The organism is Bradyrhizobium huanghuaihaiense (assembly GCF_007830635.1).
GTDB lineage: Bacteria > Pseudomonadota > Alphaproteobacteria > Rhizobiales > Xanthobacteraceae > Bradyrhizobium > Bradyrhizobium huanghuaihaiense.
Map to the genome: position 1 here is coordinate 84836 of NZ_VLLA01000009.1, position 22039 is coordinate 106874.

Genomic DNA, 22039 nt, shown 5'->3' on the forward strand with positions numbered 1-22039 from the left:
TACAACCCTTTGCATCGCCCCCCGGCGTGCTATGGATGAATCACCTGCCGTGAGTGAGCCATGAGCGCCGAACAGTCGCCCAAAATCGTGATTGTCGACGAGAGCCCGATCCGGGCTGCGATCCTCGAAGAGGGGTTGCGGGAGGCCGGATTCACCCAGGTCGTCCATATCCGCGAGATGCAGAGCCTGCTCGCCCGTATTTATGCGGTGGACCCCGACATCATCCTGATCGATCTCGAAAACCCCAGCCGCGACGTGCTTGAGGCGATGTTCCAGGTCAGCCGCGCCGTGAAGCGGCCGATCGCGATGTTCGTCGACCAGAGCGATTCAGCCTCGATCCAGGCCTCGGTCGAGGCGGGGGTATCGGCCTACATCGTCGACGGGCTGAAGAAGGAGCGCATCAAGCCGATCCTCGACCTCTGCGTGTCCCGTTTCAACGCCTTCGCGAAACTCCAGGAGGAGCTCGAGCGCACCAAGTCGCAGCTCGAGGACCGCAAGATCATCGAACGCGCCAAGGGCATCCTGATGAAGGTGAAGGGCCTCACCGAGGACGAGGCCTATGTGCTGCTGCGCTCGACTGCGATGCGCGAGAAGAAGAAAATCGGCGAGATCGCCCAGTCGATCATCACCGCATCGGAGATGCTGAAATGACTGGACCGCTCCGCATCGGGTTCATCCCGCTGGTCGATGCCGCAGCCCTGATCGTCGCCGTCGACAAGGGTTTTGCCGCCGCCGAAGGGCTCGATGTCGAGCTGGTGCGCGAGGTGTCCTGGTCCAACGTGCGCGACAAGCTCAATATCGGCCTGTTCGACGCCGCCCATCTGCTCGCGCCCGTCGCGATCGCGTCCTCGCTCGGGCTCGGTCATGTCAAGGTACCCATCGCCGCGCCCTTCAATCTCGGCATCAACGGCAATGCGATCACGGTGTCTCCGACGCTGCATGGGGCGCTGATGGAGGAGATCGACGGCGACCGTTTCGATCCGATGGCCACCGCGAAGGCGCTGGCGAAGGTGGTCGCCAAGCGGCGCAAGGCCGGGGTCGATCCGCTGACCTTCGGCATGACCTTCCCGTTCTCGACCCACAATTACCAGCTGCGATTCTGGATGGCGGCGGCCGGCGTCGATCCCGATGAGGACGTCCGCCTCGTGGTGCTGCCGCCGCCCTACATGGTCGACAGCCTCAAGAGCGGCCATGTCGATGCCTTCTGCGTCGGTGCGCCCTGGAATTCGGTCGCGGTCGATCTCGGCATCGGGCATATCCTGCACTTCGTCTCCGATATCCTCGTGCGTGCCGCCGAAAAGGTGCTGGCCGTACGTCAGGTCTGGGCCGACAAGAATCCGGACGTGGTCGCAGCCCTGGTTCGTGCGGCGGTGAAGGGCGCCGAGTTCATCGAGCAGCCTGCGAACCTCGCTGAGGCGGCGCAGATCCTGGCCCAGCCGGAGCGGATCGGTGTCGATGCCGAAGTCATCCAGCGGACCCTTACGGGACGTCTGAAGATATCGCCGGACGGCACCTTCCGCGAAAGCGGCCGCTATCTGCTGGTCGGACGCGAAGGGGCAGGGCGCCCCGAGCCGGTGCAGGCCGCATGGCTCTACGCCCAGATGGTGCGCTGGGGACAGACGGCGCTGACGTCTGACGGCGTCAAGACCGCCATGGCCGTGTTCAGGCCGGATCTCTACGACGCAGCCGTCGGCCGCCAGCCGCCCGCTGAGGCGCCCGCGGCCTTCGGCGCGTTCGCCGGACCCGCCTTCGATCCCGACAACATCCGGGGCCACCTCGAGGCCTTCGAGGTCGGCCGCTGGAAGGCTTGATTCGTCCCCCTGCATCGTTTTTGAGCATCGGGTGGCAGCGGCTAAATTTTAGGCCGAGTGCTCGAATTTCGTGTGAGTTCCGAGACCGGCATTTTCCGGGGTCGCCCATATTCCATTGAAACGTCGAGAGTTTCCCTTTCAGGAAAGCTGGCACGCAACTTGTATGTTGCACTGCGGCCAGCTTGTCATTGGTGCCTGCTGAGCCAAGTCCCACAGCAACGAAGCTGATTGGACCGTCGGGTTGCGAAGCAGGCTCTAGAGCCAGCCGAGTGCCCCGCGGGTCGCGCAATTGTCCGTCGTTACCACCGAGGTGGCCGCAGGAGCTTCGTTACCGACCATGAAAATCGATACGGTCTCAGTCGACTTTACCGACGAGCAGAAACGCTATCTCGAAGGCTTCACGACCGGCCTGCAGATCAGCCGCGTCGGGCGCGGCCTTGGTGGCGGTGGCGGCAAGGCGAATGCCGAGCCGACCGGCCCTGATGCCGTGCACATCAAGGCGCAGGACAAGATCATCGCGTCGGGCAAGAAGCTCGCCGACCAGGAGAAGTTCAAGCGCGACGAGCATCCCTTCGATGCCTATCCGCGCCTTCGCCAACAGGCGCTCGACAACACGCCGCCGAGCCCTGCGGACAATTTCCGCTGGCGCTATTACGGCATCTTCTACGTCGCGCCGACGCAGGACTCCTACATGTGCCGCCTGCGCATCCCGAACGGCATCATGAAGCACTGGCAGCTGTCGGGCCTTGCCGATCTCGCCGACGAGCTCTGCGGTCCCTACAGCCATGTCACCACGCGCGCCAATCTCCAGCTGCGCGAGATCCCGCCGAAGCACGCGATCAGAATGATCGAGGGCATCCAGGATCTCGGCCTGTGCTCGCGCGGCTCCGGCGCCGACAACATCCGCAACGTGACGGGGACGCCGACCGCCGGTATCGATCCGCAGGAAATCATCGACACGCGGCCCTATGCACGCGAGTGGCACTATCACATCCTCAACGACCGCTCGCTCTACGGCCTGCCGCGCAAGTTCAACGTCGCCTTCGACGGCGCCGGCAAGATCGCGGTGCTGGAAGAGACCAACGACATCGCCTTCACGGCCTATGAGGTGAAGGACGGTTTCGGCGTCGAGCCCGGGGTCTGGTTCCGGCTCGGTCTCGGCGGCATCACCGGCCACAAGGACTTTGCGAAATATTCCGGCATCATCGTCAAGCCGGAGCAGGCGACCGCCGTCGCCGACGCGATCGTGCGCGTCTTCATCGACCATGGCGACCGCACCAACCGCAACAAGGCACGGCTGAAATACGTGCTCGACGCGATGGGCCATGACGGCTTCCTCAAGCTGGTCGAGGAGCGGCTGAAGGCGCCGTTCACGCGCGTGCCGGAAGAGGCGTTTGCGCCGCGCCCCGCCGCGGACCGCATGGCCCATGTCGGCGTGCACAAGCAGAAGCAGGACGGCCTCAACTGGATCGGCGTGTCGCTGACGCTCGGCAAGCTCAGCTGCGATCAGATGCGCGGCCTTGCCAAGGTTTCGCGCGACGTCGGCGACGGCGAGATCCGCCTCACAGTTTGGCAGAACCTTCTGATCTCGGGCGTGCGCGACGAGAATGTCGAGCTCGCCATTGCCGCGATCAAGCAGATCGGGCTCGCGGTCGAGGCCTCGCATATCCGCGCCGGCCTGATCGCCTGCACCGGCAATGCCGGCTGCCGCTTCGCGGCGTCCAACACCAAGCGCAACGCGGCCGAGATCGGCGACTGGTGCGAGCCGCGCGTCGCCATGGACAAGCCGGTCAACATCCATCTGACCGGCTGCCACCATTCCTGCGCGCAGCACTACATCAGCGACATCGGCCTGATCGGGGCGCGCGTGCCCGTGAACGAGGAGGACACGGTCGAGGGCTATCACCTCTTCACTGGCGGCGGGTTCGGCCCCGATGCCGATGTCGGGCAGGAGGTCTATCACGACCTCAAGGCCGAGGACGCGCCAAAGACGGTCGAGGCGCTGCTCAAGGCCTATCTCGCCCATCGCGCCTCGCCGGATGAAACCTTCCTCTCCTTTGCGCGCCGCCACGACGGCGAAACGCTGCGCAAGCTTGCCGATGCACAGGTGTCCGCATGAACCAGATCACGCCTCCGCCGAAACTCGACATCATTCCCGCCAGCGCGCCGTTCTCCGACGCGCAGCGGTCCTGGCTGAACGGCTTCTTTGCCGGACTTTTGTCGCCTGACGTCGCAACGCCGCTGTCGGCGGAGCAGGGCGCCGCCGTCATGCAGGCCGGCGACGGCGACGACGGCGAAGCGCCATGGCACGACCAGACCATGCCGATCGCCGACCGGATGAAGCTCGCCGAGGGCCGTCCCCTGCGCCGCAAGATGATGGCGGCGATGGCGCAGCAGGATTGCGGCCAGTGCGGCTACAATTGCCACGATTATTCGGAGGCGATCGCGGGCCGCAGCGAAGCGCGGCTCAATCTGTGCGTTCCCGGCGGCAAGGAAACCGCGCGGATGCTGAAGTCGCTCTACGAGGAGCTCGACAAGGCGCCGGCGACGAAAGCGCCCGAGAAGACGGACGCGGTGGCTGCGCCCGCCGTGACCGTAACCATCGCCGAGCCGGGCCGTTCGCGCGACAATCCGACCGAAGCAACCTTCCTGTCGCGCCGCCTTCTCAACAAGGGCAAGTCGGAGAAGGAGACCTATCACATCGAGTTCGATCTCTCCGCGAGCAAGCTCGACTACGTGGTCGGTGACTCCTTTGGCGTATTCGCGCGCAACGATGTCGGCCTCGTCGACCAGATCATCGCGCTGCTCGGCGCGTCCCACACCACCAAGGTCAACGGCAAGACGCTGCGCGAGGTGCTGATCGACGACGTCTCGCTGTCGCCGGCGCCGGATTCGCTGTTCGAGCTGATCTCCTTCATCACCGGCGGCGCGCAGCGTGAGAAGGCGCGGGCGCTGGCGCAGGGCGAGGATCCCGATGGCGACGCCGCAACCCTCGACGTGATGGCGGCGCTGCAGAAGTTTTCCGGCACGCGTCCGCATCCCGAAGCATTCGTCGAGGCGCTGGAGCCGCTACAGCCGCGGCTCTATTCGATCTCGTCCTCGCACAATGCCACGCCGGGAAAGCTGTCGCTGACGGTCGATTCCGTGCGCTACGTGATCGGCAAGCGCAAGCGTGTCGGCGTCGCCTCGACCTTCCTCGGCGAGCGCATCGCCGATGGCGAGAAGCTCAAGGTCTATGTGCAGAAGGCGCACAATTTCGGTCTGCCGCAGGATCCGAAGACGCCCATCATCATGATCGGCCCCGGCACCGGCATCGCGCCGTTCCGCGCCTTCCTGCTCGATCGCAAGGCGACCGGCGCGGCCGGCAAGAACTGGCTGTTCTTCGGCCACCAGCGCAGCGATTGCGATTTCTTCTACCAGGAAGAGCTCAATGCGATGAAGACCTCGGGCCAATTGACCCGGTTGTCGCTGGCCTGGTCGCGCGACGGCGAGAAGAAGTTTTATGTGCAGGACCGCATGCGCGAGGTCGGCCGCGAGTTGTGGACGTGGCTTGCCGAGGGCGCGCATATCTACATCTGCGGGGATGCCAAGCGCATGGCCAAGGACGTCGAGCGCGCGCTGGTCGACATCGTCGCCCAGTTCGGCGCGCGCTCGACCGATGAGGCCGTCAGCTTCGTCGCCGAGCTCAAGAAGACCGGCCGCTTCCAGGCTGACGTGTACTAAGCCGCCGCGGGATCAGCTTCGGGAAACCCGTCGCCACTTGCTCGGTGCCGTAGGGTGGGCAAAGCGAAGCGTGCCCATCACTTCGTTCTCGTGGGCACGGCGCGCGAAGGGCGCGCCTTTGCCCACCCTACGAGAGCTGTCATCCCGCCGTCATCCGGGCCGGTTCCAACTGGCTCGGATCTTAACGAATAAGATTCTCGGAACCCTGACCTCAGAAGAATTTGCGCCTGCGATCGCGCCCTTTCAGAGAACCATCATCGCTATTTCCGCCGCCATCTTGCCTCCCGCCAGGGTTGATCCTTCATACTCCCGCAAATGGGGCGTTGGAGATCGACCATGCGCGAACTATCGGCGGAAGCCAGACTGCACTTCTACGCGCGCTCGCTCTCGCGTCGGACCGGGGCGAGCGCCCATCATCTGGCGCTCTACAGCGCCTTTGCCGTCATCGCCGCGATCGTGTTCGGCACGCTGTCGGTGCATCCGTTCTGACGTCTCGCTCGGTCTCGTAGGGTGGGCAAAGCGAAGCGTGCCCACCACCTGTCTCAATCAGGCAGAGATCGTGGGCGCGGCGCTGTGCGCCTTTGCCCACCCTACGGCACCTGACGTGCCTCACGCCCCGCGCTTGAACGGCGCGACCTCGATCCCGGCTTCCTTCAACGCCTGACGCAAGGTCCGCGCGATCTCGACCGCGCCGTGCGTATCGCCGTGGATGCAGACCGTATCCGTGCGCATCTTGATGACCTTTCCGGTGACCGATACCACCGCGCCGTCCTGCACCATGCGCACCACGCGGTCGGCGATCATCTTGGCATCATGCAGCACCGCGCCGGGCTTCTTGCGCGAGACGAGGTTGCCGTCGTCCTCATAGGCGCGGTCGGCGAACACCTCGTGCACCATCGGCAGATTGGCCGCTTCGCCGGCCTTCACCAGCTTCGAATTGGCGAGCACGACGAAGATGAGATTGGGGTCGACCGCCCTAATGCCGGCGGCGATCGCCTTCGCGGTCATGTCGTCCTCGCAGGCGACGTTGGAGAGCGCGCCATGCGCCTTCACATGCGTGACCTTGTGGCCGGCCGCGGTTGCGATCGCCTGCAGCGCGCCGATCTGGTAGGCGACGAGGTTCTCGATCTCGGAAGCCTTGAGCCCCGCGATCGGATGCCGGCCGAAGCCGTGCAAATCGCGATAGCCGGGATGGGCACCGACCGAGACGCCGCGCGCTTTCGCAAGCTCCACCGTCCGGCGCATGATGTCGGGGTCGCCGGCGTGGAAGCCGCAGGCGATGTTGACCGAGCTCGCCAGCACGATCATCGCGGCGTCGTTGCCCATCTCCCACGCGCCAAACCCTTCGCCGAGGTCGCAATTGAGGTCGATCGTCTTCATGGGTTGCTCTCCGCCTCTGGTCTTGCTGCCGCTTACGGTTCCGCCGTCACCTGCCAGGTTCCGGCATCGACCGCGCTCACCGCGTAGCCGGCAACGTTAGCATCGCTGAGCGCCTCGATGTTGAGCTCGACCGTGTCGGAGGAGCGCAGGCGGTCGGGCAGGCTGCGGATCAGTTGCGCGAACTTGCGGGCCTCGTCCTGCGCCTCCGCCATGCTGATCTGCTTGAAGCGGAACCCGGTTCCCGCCGAGGTCTGCGCCAGCCGGCCGACATCGGCCGTGATCACGGTTGCGATCTTCGGATAGCCGCCGGAGGTGCCGCGGTCCATCATCAGCGCGATCGGCGAGCCGTTGCCGGGCACCTGAATGCTGCCGTTGACGGTGCCGTCGGAGACGATGTTGTGGCCGTGCAGGTGCTTGATCGCGGGACCTTCGAGCCGGTAGCCCATGCGGTCCGATGTCGCCGAGATCTTCCACTCGCTACCTAAGAACAGTGCCTTGTTGGCGTCGTCGAACTCGTCGTCCTGCGGCCCCAGCAGCACCCGGATCGGACCTGTCGCAGGCTTCGGCAGCTCGATCCGCAATTCAGGCGCGCCGCTCGCGGCATCGACCGTGAACTCGTCGCCGGCCTGGAGCGGGCGCGGGTAGGGGCTGCCGAGGCCGGCGCGGGCATTCACCGCGAGGCTGCCGAACACCGGCTCGCCTTTGATCCCGCCTTCGATCGCCAGATACGTGAACGCGCCGCCGCGGGCAAAGCCGAGCGTCAGCGTCTCGCCGTCCTTCAGCGTCACCGATGTGCCCATCGCGACCGGCCGCCCCGCGACATCGGCGTTGCGTGGCGCGCCGGCAATGGCGACGCGGACGGCGCCGTCACGCGCGGTGAAGGTGGCGCCGAACGGGCCGATCTCGACGGCCGCCGCGAGCGGCTCATTGCCGACCAGCGTGTTCGCCGCCGCGAGCGACAGGCGATCCATCGCGCCACTGACCGTCAGGCCGTAGCGCTGCGCACCGTGGCGTCCGCCGTCCTGGACGGAGCTTGCAGGGCCGATGCTGGCGACGACGAGCCGGCTCATGCAGTCACCTGCTCGGCGACGATTTCGCCGGCTTCGGCGGCGCGGTCCATCTCCTCGAACGTCTTGTGGTCGATGGCGAAAAACGTCACGCGGTCACCGGGTTCGGTGAGGAAGGTCGGATTGCGGTGGAGCTGATAGGTTCTGACAGGCGTGCGGCCGAGGAGGTGCCAGCCGCTCGGGGCGGCCAGGCACTGGATGCCGGCCTGGATGCCGCCGATCGAGATCGTGCCGGCCGGCGTCAGCAGCCGCGGCGACTGCCGCCGCGACATGTGCAGGGATTTGTCGAGGCCGCTGAGATAGGACCAGCCCGGCGTGAAGCCGATCATGGCGACCTTGTAGTCACCGCCCGCGTGCCGGGCGATGATGTCATCGGGCGTCGTGTTCAGCGCCTTGGCGACGTCCTCGAGGTCGATGCCGTGCTCGCCGCCATAGGCCACGGGAATGCGCCAGCGGCGTGCCTTGGTGGCCGGCGGCAGCGGCCGGGTCGCGATCGGGAGGATCCTTTCGCCGAGCGCGTCGAAGTCGATCCTGCCGGGGTCGTAATGCACCAGCAGCGAGCGATAGGTCGGCACGGTCTCGGTGATGCCGTCGATGGGGCTCGCTGCGAGCGCTTTGTCGAGCGCCAGCACGCGCTGGTTGGCGTCGTCATCGATGGTGCGGCTGAACTCGACCGTGACGGCACTGTCGCCACTGGGCAGGAGGCGGGGCGGGGGAAGCGTCGCGGCCATGAGCTGTCGAAGAGCTGTCGAAATCGGGCTTCTCAGGAAACGCGGGCTCAGCGTTGAGTTCCGCGCGTCCCTGCTTCGCGTAAATGCGCCCGCAAGTCCAATAAATTAATGCAGGGGCAAACGATAAACCCTTGTTATCGCGTCGCATAACGGCCTTGCGGCCTTGCATTCTTGTGGGTCTTTTGGCCCTTGACGGAAACCGCTCGGCTCGCAAGATGCGCGCGTTCTTTTCCCGCCTATCCGGAGCTCGTTCTCGTCCATGTCGCTGTCCCCCGAAGCCCGCAAGACCCTCGCCGGCATCACCACTGCCACCATCACCACGGTCCTGTTGAAAAAGGGCCTGCGCAACGTGTGGATGCGCGGTGCGCGTCCGCTGCGCCCGGGCCTGCCGCGCCTGGTGGGACCTGCCTTCACGCTGCGCTTCGTGCCGGCACGCGAGGATCTGGCGACGCCGGAATCCTGGTCGTCGCCGATCTCGACCCGCACCGCGATCGAGGCGATGCCCGAGGGCTGCATCGCCGTGGTCGATGCCATGGGCATCACCGATGCCGGCATCTTCGGCGACATCCTCTGCGCGCGCATGATGAAGCGCGGCGTCACTGCGCTCGTCACCGACGGCGTGGTGCGTGACGTCGAGGGCGTGCTCGGCACCAATTTGCCGGTCTGGTGCGACGGCTATGCCGCGCCGCCGTCGGTCGCGGGCCTGACCTTCGTCGGCTGGGGCGAGCCGATCGGCTGCGGCGGCGTTGCCGTTTTCCCGAACGACATCGTGGTCGCCGACCAGGACGGCTGCGTGCTGATCCCGCAGGCGATGCTCGACCACGTGCTCAATGAGGGCGTCGAGCAGGAGCGCATGGAAGCCTGGATCGTCAACGAGGTGAACAACGGCGCGGTGCTGCCGGGCCTCTATCCCATGAACGCCGAGACCAAGGCACGCTACGCCGCCAGCAAGAAGTAACGGAAGCGAGGACCCCCATGGAGATCACCGTCGCAGGCACGCGGCCGACCCGCCGCGCGCCCAAGGAAAACTTCACCGGCACCGTGTGGCAGGACCCCGTCATCATGGCGCCCGCGCCGGCGCGGCTGAACTGCTCGCGCGTCGCATTCGAGCCGGGCGCACGCACCAACTGGCACCATCATCCGCTCGGGCAGACGCTCTACGTCATCTCCGGCGTCGGCCGTGTCCAGACCAAGGGCGGGCCGATCCGCGAGATCCGCCCCGGCGACACCGTGTGGATCCCGCCGGGTGAATTGCACTGGCATGGGGCATCGCCGACCAACGGCATGTGCCACATCGCGATGCAGGAAGCACTCGACGGCGTCTATTCGACCTGGCTGGAGCCGGTGACGGACGCCGAGTACGGCGCGGCGCTGGGCTAGTCTCGTGCCCCGGACAAGACGCATCGCCCTTGGCGATGCGTCGCCGAGCCGGGGCCCAGAGATTTGCATCACGAAGACTGCTGGGTCCCGGCTCTGCGCAGCAACGCTTCGCGTCGCTGCTTGTCCGGGACACGGCCAGCTACATCCTCTCCGCCGTCCACGTGCCCGTGCACATGGCACCGCGCCAGGTGCCGGAGCCCGAGGTGCCGCTGAGGTGACCGAAGCCGACCGCTCGCTTGATGCCGGTGCTCAAGGTGACGTTGATGTTGCCGGCATCCGCCACCCGGCCGGAGGCGTTCACGGTGGCGCTGCTTGATGCAATCTGACCATTGTTGATGCCGATCGCGACGGTCGCGCCGTTGCCGCAGGTCTCGCTCGATGACGAGATGCGGACATTCCATGTGCCGTCGAAAGTGCTTGTCGCAGCACCGGCCTGCGTCAGCGGGAAGGCGATGGCGACAAGGGTAGCGAAGAAGAGACCTTTGCAAATGCCGTTCATGGCATGCCCCTGTGGTTGACCATGCAGAGGAACGTGGCACGGCGCGCGGAACCGGCGATGTGAGGGGGCTCACGCCTGCGGCCGGCACTGTGAGGTGGCGCACGTCGCTGTGACACCGCGGACAAAGCAAAGGGGCCCGGATCGCGGGCCCCTTGTTTTGGCCAACGTAACGAGGCCGAACTCAGTTCACCCGCGTCCAGGTTTGGCCGCCGCAGAACATGCCGCCGAAGGCGCAGCCCTGCACGCGCAGCCGGTCGGTGCCTTTCATGGCGATCGTCGAATCGTAGGTCGAGCCGGAGTTGGGATCGAGGATGCGGCCTGACCATTTCTGGTCCTTGTTCTGATCCTTGCCGGGCTTCATGTTGATCAGAACCTGCTCGCCGTTCTGGTTCGACTTGCTGTCGACCGAATAGCCGCAGAGATTGCTGCCGCACTGCTCGATGCGGACCTTGCCTTCCTTCTCCTCGGTGAGCCAGACGCCGAGTGGCGAATTGAGATCGCGCGTGGATGCGGCTGCCGGAGCCGGGGGAGCGACGGCGGCGGACTGGAGCGGCGCGGGCGCAGGTGGCGGCGTCGGCGCCGGAGGTGCCGCAGCCACGGCCGGGGCTGGCGGTGGCGCCGGGGCCGCGGGAGGCGCAACAGCCACAGCAGCCGGCGGTGGTGCCGCGGGAGCTGCCTGCTGCTCCACGGGAGCCGGAGGCGGCGCTGGTGGAGGCGCGACAGCCGCAGCGGCCGGCGCAGCAGTGGCGGTCGCCGCCGGTTGTGGTGCAGGGGGCGTGGGAGGCGGCGCCGCCACGACGGGCGCGGGAGCCTGGGTGGCTGCGGGAGGCGCTGCTGCGGCAGCAGGGGGAGGCGCCGGTGCGGCCGGCGACTGCGGATCGGTCTTGGCCTCCTGCGGCGCCTGCTGGCCCGGGCTCGTCTCGTTCTTCTTGGCCTTCTTGGCCTTGCCTTGCCCGGTGTTGTCGTACACGCCGGGAATCTGCACCGTGCCGCGGTCCGGATCGATGCGGATGGTGCGCCCGCCATATTCGAAGGTGTACTGCGCTTGCGCAGCGGTGCTCGCCAAAAGGAATGCGGCCGCGGCCAACAGCTTCTTCATGTCCGTCTCCTGAGCAGGTGGTCCCCGCGTCGACGCTTACGCTCCGGCCCCGCGCGTAGCGTGATCTAGATCACTTTCAAGCTATGAGTCGTCCTCTCACCGATCTTGGTTCAATGGTGCGGAACTCCGCCCGGAATGGGGCGGGGCGGCGCCGGGCCCAATGGCGCGCCTGACCGGCAAAAAATCAGCGCGCCGCGTCTACTTCTGCGGACAACCCGCATTGGCCGCCTGTTGGGCGCGGGCAAGCGCTGCGTCGTTGGCCTTATCGGCATGGACATCGACCGAACCAACGAGGCAGGCATTTGCGCCACTGATCGCGAACACGGAGAGCTCCTGCAGCTCCTTCTCGTCCTCATCGACCCGTCGCCAGGTGCGGATCACCGCGGCCCTTGGTACGCCGGCACGCATGATCCACTGCACCTTTTCGCCGAACGACTTGCCGGCACCGCGCCATTGCGCGGTCGGCCCGGACACCTTCTCAACTCCGCGCCGAGGCGCAATCGTGACCGATACGATGTTGCCCTCGTCGGCAAAGCGCACCACGTAACCGGCCGGACCCGGGCACGTCCAGAGGCCGAGCTCGTCGGTCGACTCGTCCTTGCATGCCGGCCCGGTTGCGGGTGTGAACTTCGTCTGCGCCAACGCACCGTGGACCCCGCTGATCCCGAGCACAATTGCGACCGCTAATTCCCTCCGCATGTCAGTCGAACCAGGCGGCGTAGATCTTCTTGTAGCTGCCGTCTTCCATGGAAATGTGCAGCCACTGGTCGACGAAGTGCTTCAGCGCCATGTCGCGCTGGAGCCAATAGGCCTTCTCGGAGAAGTCGAACGGTTTCTCGGGATGCACCGCGCAGAGCACGCCTTGATGCTGCTTCTGCTGGTAGCGCGTCTCGGAGGCGTCCGTCATCATCAGGTCGGCATTGCCCTTGGCGATCTCGTCGAAGATCACGGTGTTGTCGGCGAAGACGGTGATCTCGGCGTCCTTGATGTTGGCGCGCGCGAAACGCTCGTTGGTGCCGCCGGGATTGACGATGACGCGGGTACCCTTCTTGTCGATATCGGGGAGTGTCTGGTACTTGCCGACATCGGCGCAGCGCGCGATCGGCGTCTTGCCCTCACGCATGATCGGCGCCGAGAAGAAGCCCTTCTTCTGCCGGTCGAGCGTCACCGAGACGCCGCCCATGGCGATGTCGAACTGATCGGCCTCGAAATCCTTCATCAGCTTCGGCCAGGCCGTCGGCACGAACTCGACCTTGACGCCGAGCGCCTTGCCGAGCGCCTCCGCCATGTCGACGTCGAAGCCAGAGAACTGCTGCGTGGCCTTGTCGAGATAAGTGAAGGGCTTGTAGTCGCCGGTCATGCCGACTCGCAATGTGCCGCGCTTCATGATCTCGTCGAGGCGCGAGGGCGCCGCCTGCTGGGCGTGGGCCGAAAGGTTCATCAGCAGCGCCACGGCCAAGGCCGCCAGAACTCGAACGGATATTCGAACGGTCATCTCTTTTCCACCCATGCCCGAGCTGTCATTGTACAGCTCCTCTGACCTGGATTTAGACCAGATGCCCGTCGCTGGCGAGGCGGAATTGAAAGGAAGCTTGGGGTGACGATTTCGATGTACGAGGCCTCGGTCGGCCTCTTCGTGCCGTATCTGCGCAATCTGTCCGCGCTGCTGGACAAGGGCGTCGCCTATGCCGAGGCCCGCAAGTTCAATCCGGAGGTGCTGCTCGGGATGCGGCTTGCGCCGAACATGTACGACCTGGCGCAGCAGGTCGGCGAGGCCTGCCGCCACGCCACGGTCACCTCGGCCTTGCTGGCAGGTCGCGAACCGGTCGCGCTGCCGGCGCTGGAGCACGACATGGCCGGCCTGCAGGCGCGGATCGCGACGTCGCTTGAATTCATCGCGAGCCTGCCGCGCGCCGAGATCGACGCCGCTGCGGAACGAAAGGTCGTCTGGAGGCTGAAGGACGGAACCGAGCTTCCCTTTACCGGGCGGACGCTGGTGCTCGTCAACTGCATTCCGCAGTTCTTCTTTCACGTCACGACGGCCTACGACCTGTTGCGGCACGCAGGCGTCGAGCTCGTGAAGAAGGATTATCTCGGAAGGAAGTAGGGGCTTCGCGTTGACCTCTCCCCAGCGGGGAGAGGTCAACAATATCCGGAGCAGGCTTCAGGCTTCGCCTTTGCGCTCGTAATCGGCGAGCGAGCTGCGGCCGGCGATCTCGCTGCGGAGCAGCTCGAAGCGCTTGTTCGCCTCTTCCTCTTGCGCGTCGACGAAATGCACGGCGGCCTCGCTCGTCATCGGGCCGCTGACCACGGGCGCGGACTGCTCGCCGATGGTCTCGTGGACGTAGTACTGGCCGTCATCGCCGCGATGCACCGCCCATTTGAGACGGATCGCCACCATTGGTCCGGGACCGACCTTGCTGTAGCCGTCGGCATCGGTGTGCTCCGGCACCAGCGGCTGTTCCTCGACCACGGGATGTTCGTGCTCAGCGATCACCGGATGCTCGTCAGCGGCGGCCGGATGTTCGTCGGCGACCGGCTCCTCGTCGGCAGCTGGCGTCTCGGAGTCGCGCACGACGAGAACGGGCTCGGGGTTCTCCAGGATGCTGGCGATGGTCGCCAGCGCATGGTCGGTCGGGTCGATCTCTGACAAGGGTCCATCCTCCAGCTCGACGCGGCCGGCAAGTCTGTCCCACTGCCGCCGCGGCCGGGAACATTAGGCGCGTTTGATTAAGGCTGAGTTGGGGCCCGATCTGCACCAAAATGGGACGCTTTCTGGCGTCCCGAAGGCGGGCCGATGGGCGGCCCGCCTTCGGTTGGACTCAGCCCAGCACGTCCTGATTGATGACGTTCTGCCGGATGGGATCGCCGTCCAGCACGCTCAGGATGTTGCGCGCGGTCTGCTCGCTCATGCGCTGGACCGCCTCGACCGTAACGCCGGCGACGTGCGGAGCCATGATGACGTTGGGCAGCGCGAACAGCGCGTTGCTGACCGGCGGCGGCTCCACCTCGAACACATCGATGCCGGCGCCGGCGAGCTTTCCGGACACCAGCGCGTCATAGAGCGCCGCTTCCTTCACGATGCCGCCGCGCGCGGTGTTGATGAGGTAGGATTTCGGCTTCATGCGTCCGATCCGCGCCGTATCGAACAGGCCGACCGTCTCCGGCGTCTTCGGGCAGTGAATGCTGACGAAGTCGGCGTGAGGCAGCGCGGCGTCGAGGTCGGTGACCGGCTCGCATCCGGCCGCCTTGATATCGGCAGCGGGCTTGTAGGGGTCGTAGACCTGGACCTTCATTTCCAACGCCAGGCAGCGCTTGGCGGTGCGGCTGCCGATGCGGCCGAAGCCGATGACGAGCAGGGTCTTGCCGTAGAGGTCGAACGGCAGCATGCCGAGCCGGTCGGCCCATGTACCGTCCTTGACGCAGGAATGCAGCTCCTGCGCGCGCTTGGCCAAGGTCAGCATCATGAACAGCGCCGCTTCCGCGACCGAGGGCGAGTTCGCGCTGCCCGCCACCATCAGCGGCACTTTGCGGCGGGAGAGGGCGGGCACGTCGACGGCGTCATAACCGACGCCGATGCGGGTCACCACCTTCATGTCTTTTGATGCCTCGAGCTCGGTCTCGCCGAAGGCGGTGGCACCGAGCGCGACGCCGTGGACCGGCGCATGGCTCTTCAGCAGCACCTCGAAGTCCTTGGCGGAGATCAGGTTGGAAAACTCGACGAGCTCGATATCGTCCCGCTGGGTGAGGAGGGCGCGTGCCCCTTGCGACAAAGTTTGTGTAACGAAAATCTTCTTCTTGTTGGTCGCCATCGCTCCCCTGCCTGCCTCGCGTTTCCTAAGCCGGCGTCACAAGACGACGCCGGTCTCTTCGTTTAGCAGGTGCATGTTGTTGAGGTCCATCGCCAAACGCATGGGGGCCCCGTCCTTGGCGCCGGCATTGGGATCGACGCGGCCGCAGACCGGCGTGCCCTCGAGCCCGAAATAGACCAGGGTCTCCATGCCCATCGGTTCGGTGACGTCGAGCACGGTGTCGAAGGTCTCGACCCCTGGACCCAGATGCGCGTGCGACTCCGTGAGATGCTCGGGCCGGAGGCCGAGCAGCAGCTTGTCGGTGCGCGGCAGCGCGTTGTAGCGTGCGGCGCGGGCCGGCGGCAGCGGAAACGCGATGCGGTCGGTGAGGCGGAGCTGAAGCGTGCCGCCGACGTCCTCGAGCCGGCACGGGATGAAGTTCATCGCGGGCGAGCCGATGAAGCCCGCCACGAAGCGCGTCGCCGGCTTGTGGTAGAGCTCGTTCGGCGTGCCGATCTGCTCGATGCGGCCCTTGTTCATCACCACGACGCGATCGGCCAGCGTCATCGCCTCGACCTGGTCGTGGGTGACGTAGACGGTGGTGGTGCGCACCTTCTGGTGCACTTTCTTGATCTCGATACGCATCTGCACGCGCAATTTGGCGTCGAGATTGGAGAGCGGCTCGTCGAACAAGAAGACCTTCGGGTTGCGCACGATGGCACGGCCCATCGCGACGCGCTGGCGCTGGCCGCCGGAGAGCTGCTTCGGCTTGCGGTCGATCAAATCGGTGATGTCGAGCAGGCGGGCGGCTTCAGTCACGCGGGCCTTGATCTCGGCCTTGGGATAGTGCTTCAGCCGCAGCCCGAACGACATGTTCTCGGCGACCGTCATGTGCGGGTAGAGCGCATAGTTCTGGAACACCATCGCGATATCGCGGTCCTTCGGCGGCACGTCGTTGACGACGTCGCCGCCGATCATGATGTCGCCGTCGCTGATGTCCTCGAGCCCGGCGATCATGCGCAGCGTCGTCGACTTGCCGCAGCCGGAGGGGCCAACCAGCACGATGAACTCATGATCGGCGATGTCGAGGTCGATGCCGCGCACGGCTTCGACATCGTCGTAACGCTTGACTACCTTCCGCAAAGCAACCTCAGCCATGAGTCATCAACCCTTTGTCGCACCGGCGGTCAGGCCGGCAATGTAGTAGTCCATCAGGAATGCGTAGATGACCAGCGGTGGCGCGGCGCCGAGCAGCGCGCCGGTCATGATCTGACCCCAGTTGAAGACGTCGCCCTTGATCAGCGTGGTGGTGATGCCGACCGGCAGCACCAACTGATCGACCGACGTCGTGAACACCAGGGGATAGAGGAACTGCGCCCAGGACACGGTGAACGCGAAGATGGTCGCGGCGATCAGCCCGGGCAGCGCGACCGGGATGAAGATCCGCGTCAGGGTCTGCAGCCAGGAAGCGCCGTCGATGAGTGCGGCTTCATCGAGCTCCTTCGGGATCGAGGCGAAATAGCCGATCATGATCCAGGTGCAGAACGGCACCGTCAGCGTCGGATAGATGAACAGCAGCACGTACCATCGGTTCAGCAGCGTGATGCCGGTGTACTCCTGGATCACGCCGAGCATCTTGAACAGCGGGATGAACAGAAGGCTGTCCGGGATCAGATAGGTGAGGAAGACGCCGGTGGCCAAAGTCGCCGAGCCCCAGAACTTCATCCGCGCCAGCGCGAACGCGGCGGGGATGCTGATCAGCATGGTCACGATCACGACGATGATCGAGATCATCGACGAATTCCAGAAGAACCGCAGGAACTGGTTCGAGGTCAGGAGCTCGACATAGTTCGATAGCGTCGGGTGGAACACCCACCACGGATTGGTCGCAGCCGAGATCTCCGCGCTGCTCTTGAGCGAGGTGATCAGCATGTAGATCGGCGGCGTCAGGAAGAAGATCGCAAACAGCACCAGGAAGAAGTAGGACCAGCGCAGTGCCCAGGTGCGGTCCCGGCTCATACTGCCATACTTGACCTTGCGGGACGGTCCGGCCTTGTCGATTGTGAGCGTGCTCATCAGGCTTCGTTCCCGCGTTTGGAGACGTCGCGCAGGATGAAGATCGCTGCGACGGCGAGGATCGGCACCATGAACAAAGAGACGCAGGCGCCGAGCGGAATGTCGCTGCTCTGGATGCCGACCTGGAAGGCCCAGGTGGCGAACAGATGCGTGGTATCCAGCGGGCCGCCCGATGTCAGGATGCGCACGATGTCGAAATTGGCGAAGGTGACGATCAGCGAGAACAAGGTGGTGATCGCGATGATATTGCGCATCATCGGCAAGGTGATATGCCAGATCTTCTGCCACCAATTGGCGCCGTCGATCGCCGCGGCCTCATAGAGCTGATCGGGGACCGACTTCAGCGCGGCGAGATACATGATCAGGAAGAACGGCGCGCCGTACCAGACGTTGACGAGGATGACGGAGAAGCGCGCCCAGAAGGTGTCACCCAGCCATGGGATCGGACCGACGCCGAAGAAGGAGAGCGTGTAGTTGAAGGCGCTGTAGGACGGATCGAACAGCCACAGCCAGGCCAGCGTGCTCATCGCCGGTGGAATGACCCAGGGCACCAGCAGCATGCCGCGCCATTTGCGCTGCTTCTTGCCGGGAATGTTGTGGACGAAATGCGCGACGATGAAGCCGATCAGCGCCTTGAAGATCACGGCGGTGATCGCAAAGATGCAGGACTGCTGCACCACCATCCAGAACGTCTCGCGCTTGAACAGGAAGGTGAAATTGCTGAGGCCGACGAATTTCGTCATCGCCTTGTTCAGCGTCGCCAGATAGAGCGAATAGAAGGCGGGATAGAGCACCAGCATCGCGATCAGGAGGATCAGCGGCAGCGTCAGGAAGAACGCAACCGTCGATTTTCGCCCGAGCGCATTGCGCAGACTCTTTCCCTTGCGCGCGCCTGTCGCACGGGCGACGCGACCTCGCTCAACGACGACATCAGCCATATCAGCTTCCTCAAGTCAGCATTCTTGCAGACGTTCCGACGAGGCCGGCCGGTGGGTCGGCTTCGCGATCATGCGGATCCGGATGACGGGAATGCGGGCGGCCCACGCACACGGCGTGAACCGCCCCGGCACATCCCGGCCTAGCTCCGCATGAAGCCTTCGCACTCGCCCTCGGCCCAGGCGAGCGCCTGCTCCATCGTTTCGCCTCGCGCAAAGCGCAGCGCCATCTTGGTCAGCGTCGCCTGGAAGTAGATCTGCTGCGCGATCTTGGGCGGCGCGGGCGACGCGGCGATCGACAGCGTCTGATGCTTGTAGGGGTCCGGATAGTGGAAGAGCGTTCCCTTCGGCGGCCCTTCTTCCGCCCAGGTCGGGAACTTGCTCATGTTCGCGTAGGCCGGCAGGTCGTAGCCGCCGCTCACTGCAACGAACTTCTCGATCGACGATGGCGAGGACAGGTGAACGAGCAGGCTCTTGGCCGCCTCCTTGTTCTTGCCGAAGCTCCAGACGCCCCAGAAGTAGGGCAGGTACGGTGCGAACCGTCCCTTCGGACCGGACGGGAAGCCGTGCGTCCAGCACTGCTCGGCGACCTGCGGCGCATCGCGCTTGGCAACGGCCCAGGCGCTCGGCGGATTGAGGATCATCGCGCCGCGGCCGGAGATCAGCCATTTGTTGTTGGAAGCGTCGTCCCAGGACGGAGCATCCGGCGGCAGGAAGGCGATCAGCTTCTTGTAGAACTCCATCGCCTGGCGAACCTGATCGGTCTTCACCGTGATGTCGCCCTTGGCATTGACGAGCTCGGCGCCGAACGACTGGAAGATCGCGCCGGCGGTGTCCACGCTGTCGGTGGTCTCGCCCATACCGATGCCGAACGCGAAGCCCGCCTTGTGGCAAGCCTCGGCCGCCTTCAGAAAGGTCTCCATGGTCCAGTTCTCGACCTTGGGCGGGCCGCCGGCCGGATACATCTCCTGCACGTCGATGCCGGCATGCTTCTTCATCAGATCGATGCGCGAGCAGGGGCCCTTGATCTGGCTGCCGGGTGTCGCGGGCGCCGCGAGCCATTTGCCGCCCGACTGTCCCAGATATTTGACGGTGCCGTTCACCTCGCCATTCTGCTTGAGCAGCGGCTCCATGATGTCGTTGAGCGGCTCAAGATTCTCGGAATAGGCCTGCGGCCACCAGCTCGGCATCTGCAGGATGTCATGACCGGACTTGGCCTGCGCTTCGGCCGCCGCGGTCAGCTCGATCTTCTTGTTGTTGCTGGTGATGTAGTCGATGGAGACTTCGACCTTCTCCTTCGCAGCCCATTCATTGACGAGATCGGTCGAGGCCTTGTTGGCGCCGGGCACCCAGTGGTCCCAGAAGCCGATCGAGAGTTTGCCGGCAGCGTAAGCGCCCCGGACGTAGGGCGCCGTGATCAGCGCCGCGGAGGACATTGCAGTGGCAGCCACAAATTGACGTCGCGTCAGTGTCTTGCGTGACATCTCGTTTCCTCGCTTGGGTGTTTTATTGTTCTGGTGTTTCCTCTGAACTCTTCCGAGTTTTGCTTTTGATTTTCTTGTTGGCTTTTCTTGTTGGTCGCTTCTTGTCGGCGCCGTCAGCGTCGATCTGGATCATGCGTCGCACGGCAAAATTGGTAGCGCGATCAGATCATGATTGACCGCGTCTGTCGAGAAAGCCGAAGACGCTTCGTCTAGAACTAACGTTGTGCCTGAAAGCGCGGCAGCGCCTCCTGCATCGCGCGTGGGAGGGGAATCGCACTCGCTCGTTTTTTGCGATGCACACATTGCGTCAGCCGGTCGGGAACGGGCCGTGCGCAATTACGCCGCAGTTCCGAATAAGCCTGCATAACCGCTTCGCGCGAAACACTTTTCGGGCGTGGACAGCAAACGGCTGCGTCTGGACCTCGAAGCCGCGGAAACGATAGAGTTGCAACCAGCGGGTAGCTCCTATCCCGACAGACCAATCAGTTCGATGATGGAGACGAGAATGATCCACCCGGCGCCGCCAGCGCGACATTACTTGCGACGATCGCTCGCGCTGGGGTCAGTGCTCGCGTTGCTGCTCGGCGTCGCCGCAGTCGCGAACGCACAAGGATTGGTGAAAGGCGTCCAGGAAGGGGCGGCTGCCGGGAACAAGGCGGCCGGCCCGGTCGGTGGCGTGCTCGGCGGCGCGATTGGCGGCGTGGTCGGCGTGTTTACCGGCGTGCTCGGTGTCGGCAACAATAACAATGCCAACCAGGCTCCGGCCGCCAAGGACGCTAATAAGGACGCCAGCAAGGATGCGAAGGACGCCAAGCAGCAGGGCGCCGGCAAGGACAAGAGCGCCAAGGAGAACGCCAAGGCGGGCAAGGGCGCCAAGGCGACCAAGGAAGCCAAGAACGCGCCGAATGCGCCGCAGGACAACAAGGACGTTACCGTCCTCACCCAGCCCGGCGCGCCGCAACAAACCGCCGAGCAGATCGTGGCCAACAGCGATTCCTATATCGAGCGGATCAAGACCGAGCTGAACCTCACGCCTGACCAGGAGAAGCACTGGTACGGCTTCTCGAGCGCAATGCACTACTTGGGGCATAATGGCGCTGAACGACTCAACCTGCGGGTTGCGCGCGCCAAGCGCGATCCGCCCGACGACATCATCGAGCAGATGCGCAACGAGGCGCAATTCCTGATCGACCGCGCCGCCGACCAACGCAACGTCGCCGACGCCGCCGAGCCGCTCTATTCGAGCCTCGATGACAAGCAGAGGCAGGTCTTCATCCAGGAGATGGTGCGCCTCAGCCACGAACGCGGACTGGATTGATCAAGTTGAATCGGAATGCGGGCGCCTGAATTAACGGCGCTCGCCACGAATTCGTGAATCCTCTCCGCAATTCGGTTATGATTAGCTTCGCAAGGCTGACTGCGGGGTTGATATGGCGGACGGACTCTCCGTTTTCCTGGTCGAAGACGAGGCGTTGATCCGGATGATGATCGCCGACATGGTGGCAGAGCTCGGCCACCACGTCGTCGCGGAAGCCGACAACGTCCGGGACGCGAGCGCCTTTGCGATGACCGCGCAATACGACTTCGCCATCCTCGACATCAATCTCAAGGGTCTCTACGTCGATCCCGTCGCCGACCTGATCGAGCGCCGCGGCAAGCCGTTCCTGTTCGCCACCGGCTACGGGCCGGAATTGCTGCCGTCCCTGCTCCGGCGCAGGCCGATCCTGCGCAAACCGATTTCGATCGACCAGCTCAAGGGAATGATCGAGACGCTGTTTCCGGAAGCCACAGCGGAGGCGCCACGCTGACGACGGCAAAGTTGCCGCGCTGAAATCGCCAACGAAAATGGCCGCCCGTGGGGGCGGCCATTTCACGAAGAAATCCGTCGCGGCCTCAGATCAGGCCGGCACTGAGATCGATGCCGCGCGCCATCAGGTCGAACGAGGCGAGAAGGCCCACGCAGCAGAACAGCAAGATGGTCTTGAACGAAGAACTGGCGAAACGCGTTTCGGCGACAGCCGGCATCGCGGCGAGCGAAATCATGCTCATGTTCATTCCCCCCT

24 protein-coding genes are annotated in these 22039 nt (G+C 64.8%); 10 read left to right on the plus strand and 14 right to left on the minus strand.

Annotated features, from left to right (window positions below):
* Positions 1–60 precede the first annotated feature (60 nt).
* The 5 genes from IQ16_RS19655 (at position 61) to IQ16_RS19675 (ending at position 6023) form a co-directional block, all read left to right on the plus strand.
* Positions 61–651, plus strand: a complete 591-nt coding sequence (locus IQ16_RS19655; protein ID WP_008564898.1) for an ANTAR domain-containing response regulator — start codon at positions 61–63, stop codon at positions 649–651.
* Positions 648–1811, plus strand: coding sequence for a CmpA/NrtA family ABC transporter substrate-binding protein (locus IQ16_RS19660; RefSeq protein WP_018642045.1), 1164 nt, complete (start codon positions 648–650; stop codon positions 1809–1811). Before IQ16_RS19655 ends, IQ16_RS19660 begins: the two co-directional genes overlap by 4 nt.
* 337 nt (positions 1812–2148) lie before the next feature.
* Positions 2149–3930: a NirA family protein gene (locus tag IQ16_RS19665; protein ID WP_018642044.1), complete on the plus strand. Its 1782-nt coding sequence runs from the start codon at positions 2149–2151 to the stop codon at positions 3928–3930.
* Positions 3927–5534 (plus strand): sulfite reductase subunit alpha, encoded by a 1608-nt coding sequence (locus tag IQ16_RS19670; RefSeq protein WP_018642043.1) that lies wholly within the window; start codon positions 3927–3929, stop codon positions 5532–5534. The genes IQ16_RS19665 and IQ16_RS19670 overlap by 4 nt, the downstream gene beginning before the upstream one ends.
* Positions 5535–5870: 336 nt before the next feature.
* Positions 5871–6023 carry a hypothetical protein gene (locus IQ16_RS19675; RefSeq protein WP_035666020.1) on the plus strand — a complete coding sequence of 51 codons (153 nt, stop codon included), beginning with the start codon at positions 5871–5873 and terminating at the stop codon, positions 6021–6023.
* A 120-nt stretch (positions 6024–6143) separates the two neighbouring features.
* On the opposite strand, the gene IQ16_RS19680 is transcribed toward IQ16_RS19675, so the two are convergent.
* From IQ16_RS19680 to pxpB, 3 genes are read right to left on the minus strand one after another with little or no spacing between them, the layout of a single operon-like run.
* A complete protein-coding gene (locus IQ16_RS19680) occupies positions 6144–6914 on the minus strand; it encodes a LamB/YcsF family protein (RefSeq protein ID WP_145831690.1) in 771 nt (256 codons plus the stop codon).
* A 32-nt stretch (positions 6915–6946) separates the two neighbouring features.
* Positions 6947–7984 carry a 5-oxoprolinase subunit C family protein gene (locus IQ16_RS19685; protein WP_018642040.1) on the minus strand — a complete coding sequence of 346 codons (1038 nt, stop codon included), beginning with the start codon at positions 7982–7984 and terminating at the stop codon, positions 6947–6949.
* Positions 7981–8712 (minus strand): 5-oxoprolinase subunit PxpB, encoded by a 732-nt coding sequence (pxpB, locus tag IQ16_RS19690; protein WP_018642039.1) that lies wholly within the window; start codon positions 8710–8712, stop codon positions 7981–7983. Before pxpB ends, IQ16_RS19685 begins: the two co-directional genes overlap by 4 nt.
* A gap of 259 nt (positions 8713–8971) precedes the next feature.
* On the opposite strand from pxpB, the gene IQ16_RS19695 reads away from it, so the two are divergent.
* Entirely contained in the window at positions 8972–9670 is a 699-nt protein-coding gene (locus IQ16_RS19695; RefSeq protein WP_011087336.1) for a ribonuclease activity regulator RraA, read from the plus strand.
* A 17-nt stretch (positions 9671–9687) separates the two neighbouring features.
* On the plus strand, positions 9688–10092 hold the full coding sequence (locus IQ16_RS19700) for a (R)-mandelonitrile lyase (RefSeq protein ID WP_018642038.1): 405 nt from the start codon (positions 9688–9690) through the stop codon (positions 10090–10092).
* Between the two features lie 139 nt (positions 10093–10231).
* Here the strand turns inward: IQ16_RS19700 and IQ16_RS19705 are convergent, their stop codons facing one another.
* The 4 genes from IQ16_RS19705 to IQ16_RS19720 all read right to left on the minus strand — a co-directional run bounded on the left by IQ16_RS19705 (position 10232) and on the right by IQ16_RS19720 (position 13185).
* Positions 10232–10591: a hypothetical protein gene (locus tag IQ16_RS19705; RefSeq protein ID WP_018642037.1), complete on the minus strand. Its 360-nt coding sequence runs from the start codon at positions 10589–10591 to the stop codon at positions 10232–10234.
* Between the two features lie 181 nt (positions 10592–10772).
* Positions 10773–11690, minus strand: coding sequence for a DUF2147 domain-containing protein (locus IQ16_RS19710; protein ID WP_018642036.1), 918 nt, complete (start codon positions 11688–11690; stop codon positions 10773–10775).
* A gap of 198 nt (positions 11691–11888) precedes the next feature.
* Entirely contained in the window at positions 11889–12389 is a 501-nt protein-coding gene (locus tag IQ16_RS19715) for a hypothetical protein (RefSeq protein ID WP_063710344.1), read from the minus strand.
* Between the two features lies 1 nt (position 12390).
* On the minus strand, positions 12391–13185 hold the full coding sequence (locus IQ16_RS19720; protein ID WP_018642034.1) for a transporter substrate-binding domain-containing protein: 795 nt from the start codon (positions 13183–13185) through the stop codon (positions 12391–12393).
* 114 nt (positions 13186–13299) lie between these two features.
* Here IQ16_RS19720 and IQ16_RS19725 point away from each other — a divergent pair, with 114 nt between their 5' ends.
* Entirely contained in the window at positions 13300–13797 is a 498-nt protein-coding gene (locus IQ16_RS19725; protein ID WP_018642033.1) for a DUF1993 domain-containing protein, read from the plus strand.
* Positions 13798–13854: 57 nt separating this feature from the next.
* Here the strand turns inward: IQ16_RS19725 and IQ16_RS45690 are convergent, their stop codons facing one another.
* The 6 genes from IQ16_RS45690 to IQ16_RS19755 form a co-directional block, all read right to left on the minus strand.
* Positions 13855–14343 carry a hypothetical protein gene (locus IQ16_RS45690; protein WP_018642032.1) on the minus strand — a complete coding sequence of 163 codons (489 nt, stop codon included), beginning with the start codon at positions 14341–14343 and terminating at the stop codon, positions 13855–13857.
* Positions 14344–14512: 169 nt separating this feature from the next.
* Positions 14513–15502, minus strand: coding sequence for a hydroxyacid dehydrogenase (locus tag IQ16_RS19735; protein WP_018642031.1), 990 nt, complete (start codon positions 15500–15502; stop codon positions 14513–14515).
* Between the two features lie 36 nt (positions 15503–15538).
* Positions 15539–16639: an ABC transporter ATP-binding protein gene (locus IQ16_RS19740; protein ID WP_018642030.1), complete on the minus strand. Its 1101-nt coding sequence runs from the start codon at positions 16637–16639 to the stop codon at positions 15539–15541.
* Between the two features lie 6 nt (positions 16640–16645).
* Positions 16646–17557 carry a carbohydrate ABC transporter permease gene (locus IQ16_RS19745; RefSeq protein WP_018642029.1) on the minus strand — a complete coding sequence of 304 codons (912 nt, stop codon included), beginning with the start codon at positions 17555–17557 and terminating at the stop codon, positions 16646–16648.
* Positions 17557–18495: a carbohydrate ABC transporter permease gene (locus tag IQ16_RS19750; RefSeq protein WP_018642028.1), complete on the minus strand. Its 939-nt coding sequence runs from the start codon at positions 18493–18495 to the stop codon at positions 17557–17559. Before IQ16_RS19750 ends, IQ16_RS19745 begins: the two co-directional genes overlap by 1 nt.
* 140 nt (positions 18496–18635) lie before the next feature.
* On the minus strand, positions 18636–19976 hold the full coding sequence (locus IQ16_RS19755) for an ABC transporter substrate-binding protein (protein WP_018642027.1): 1341 nt from the start codon (positions 19974–19976) through the stop codon (positions 18636–18638).
* Between the two features lie 505 nt (positions 19977–20481).
* Here IQ16_RS19755 and IQ16_RS19760 point away from each other — a divergent pair.
* Together IQ16_RS19760 and IQ16_RS19765 are read left to right on the plus strand one after the other, a co-directional pair.
* Positions 20482–21294, plus strand: a complete 813-nt coding sequence (locus tag IQ16_RS19760) for a Spy/CpxP family protein refolding chaperone (protein ID WP_018642026.1) — start codon at positions 20482–20484, stop codon at positions 21292–21294.
* A 112-nt stretch (positions 21295–21406) separates the two neighbouring features.
* Positions 21407–21784 carry a response regulator gene (locus IQ16_RS19765; RefSeq protein WP_018642025.1) on the plus strand — a complete coding sequence of 126 codons (378 nt, stop codon included), beginning with the start codon at positions 21407–21409 and terminating at the stop codon, positions 21782–21784.
* Between the two features lie 85 nt (positions 21785–21869).
* Here IQ16_RS19765 and IQ16_RS45695 read toward each other — a convergent pair whose 3' ends face one another.
* Positions 21870–22025 (minus strand): hypothetical protein, encoded by a 156-nt coding sequence (locus IQ16_RS45695; protein WP_167526338.1) that lies wholly within the window; start codon positions 22023–22025, stop codon positions 21870–21872.
* Positions 22026–22039: the final 14 nt, after the last annotated feature.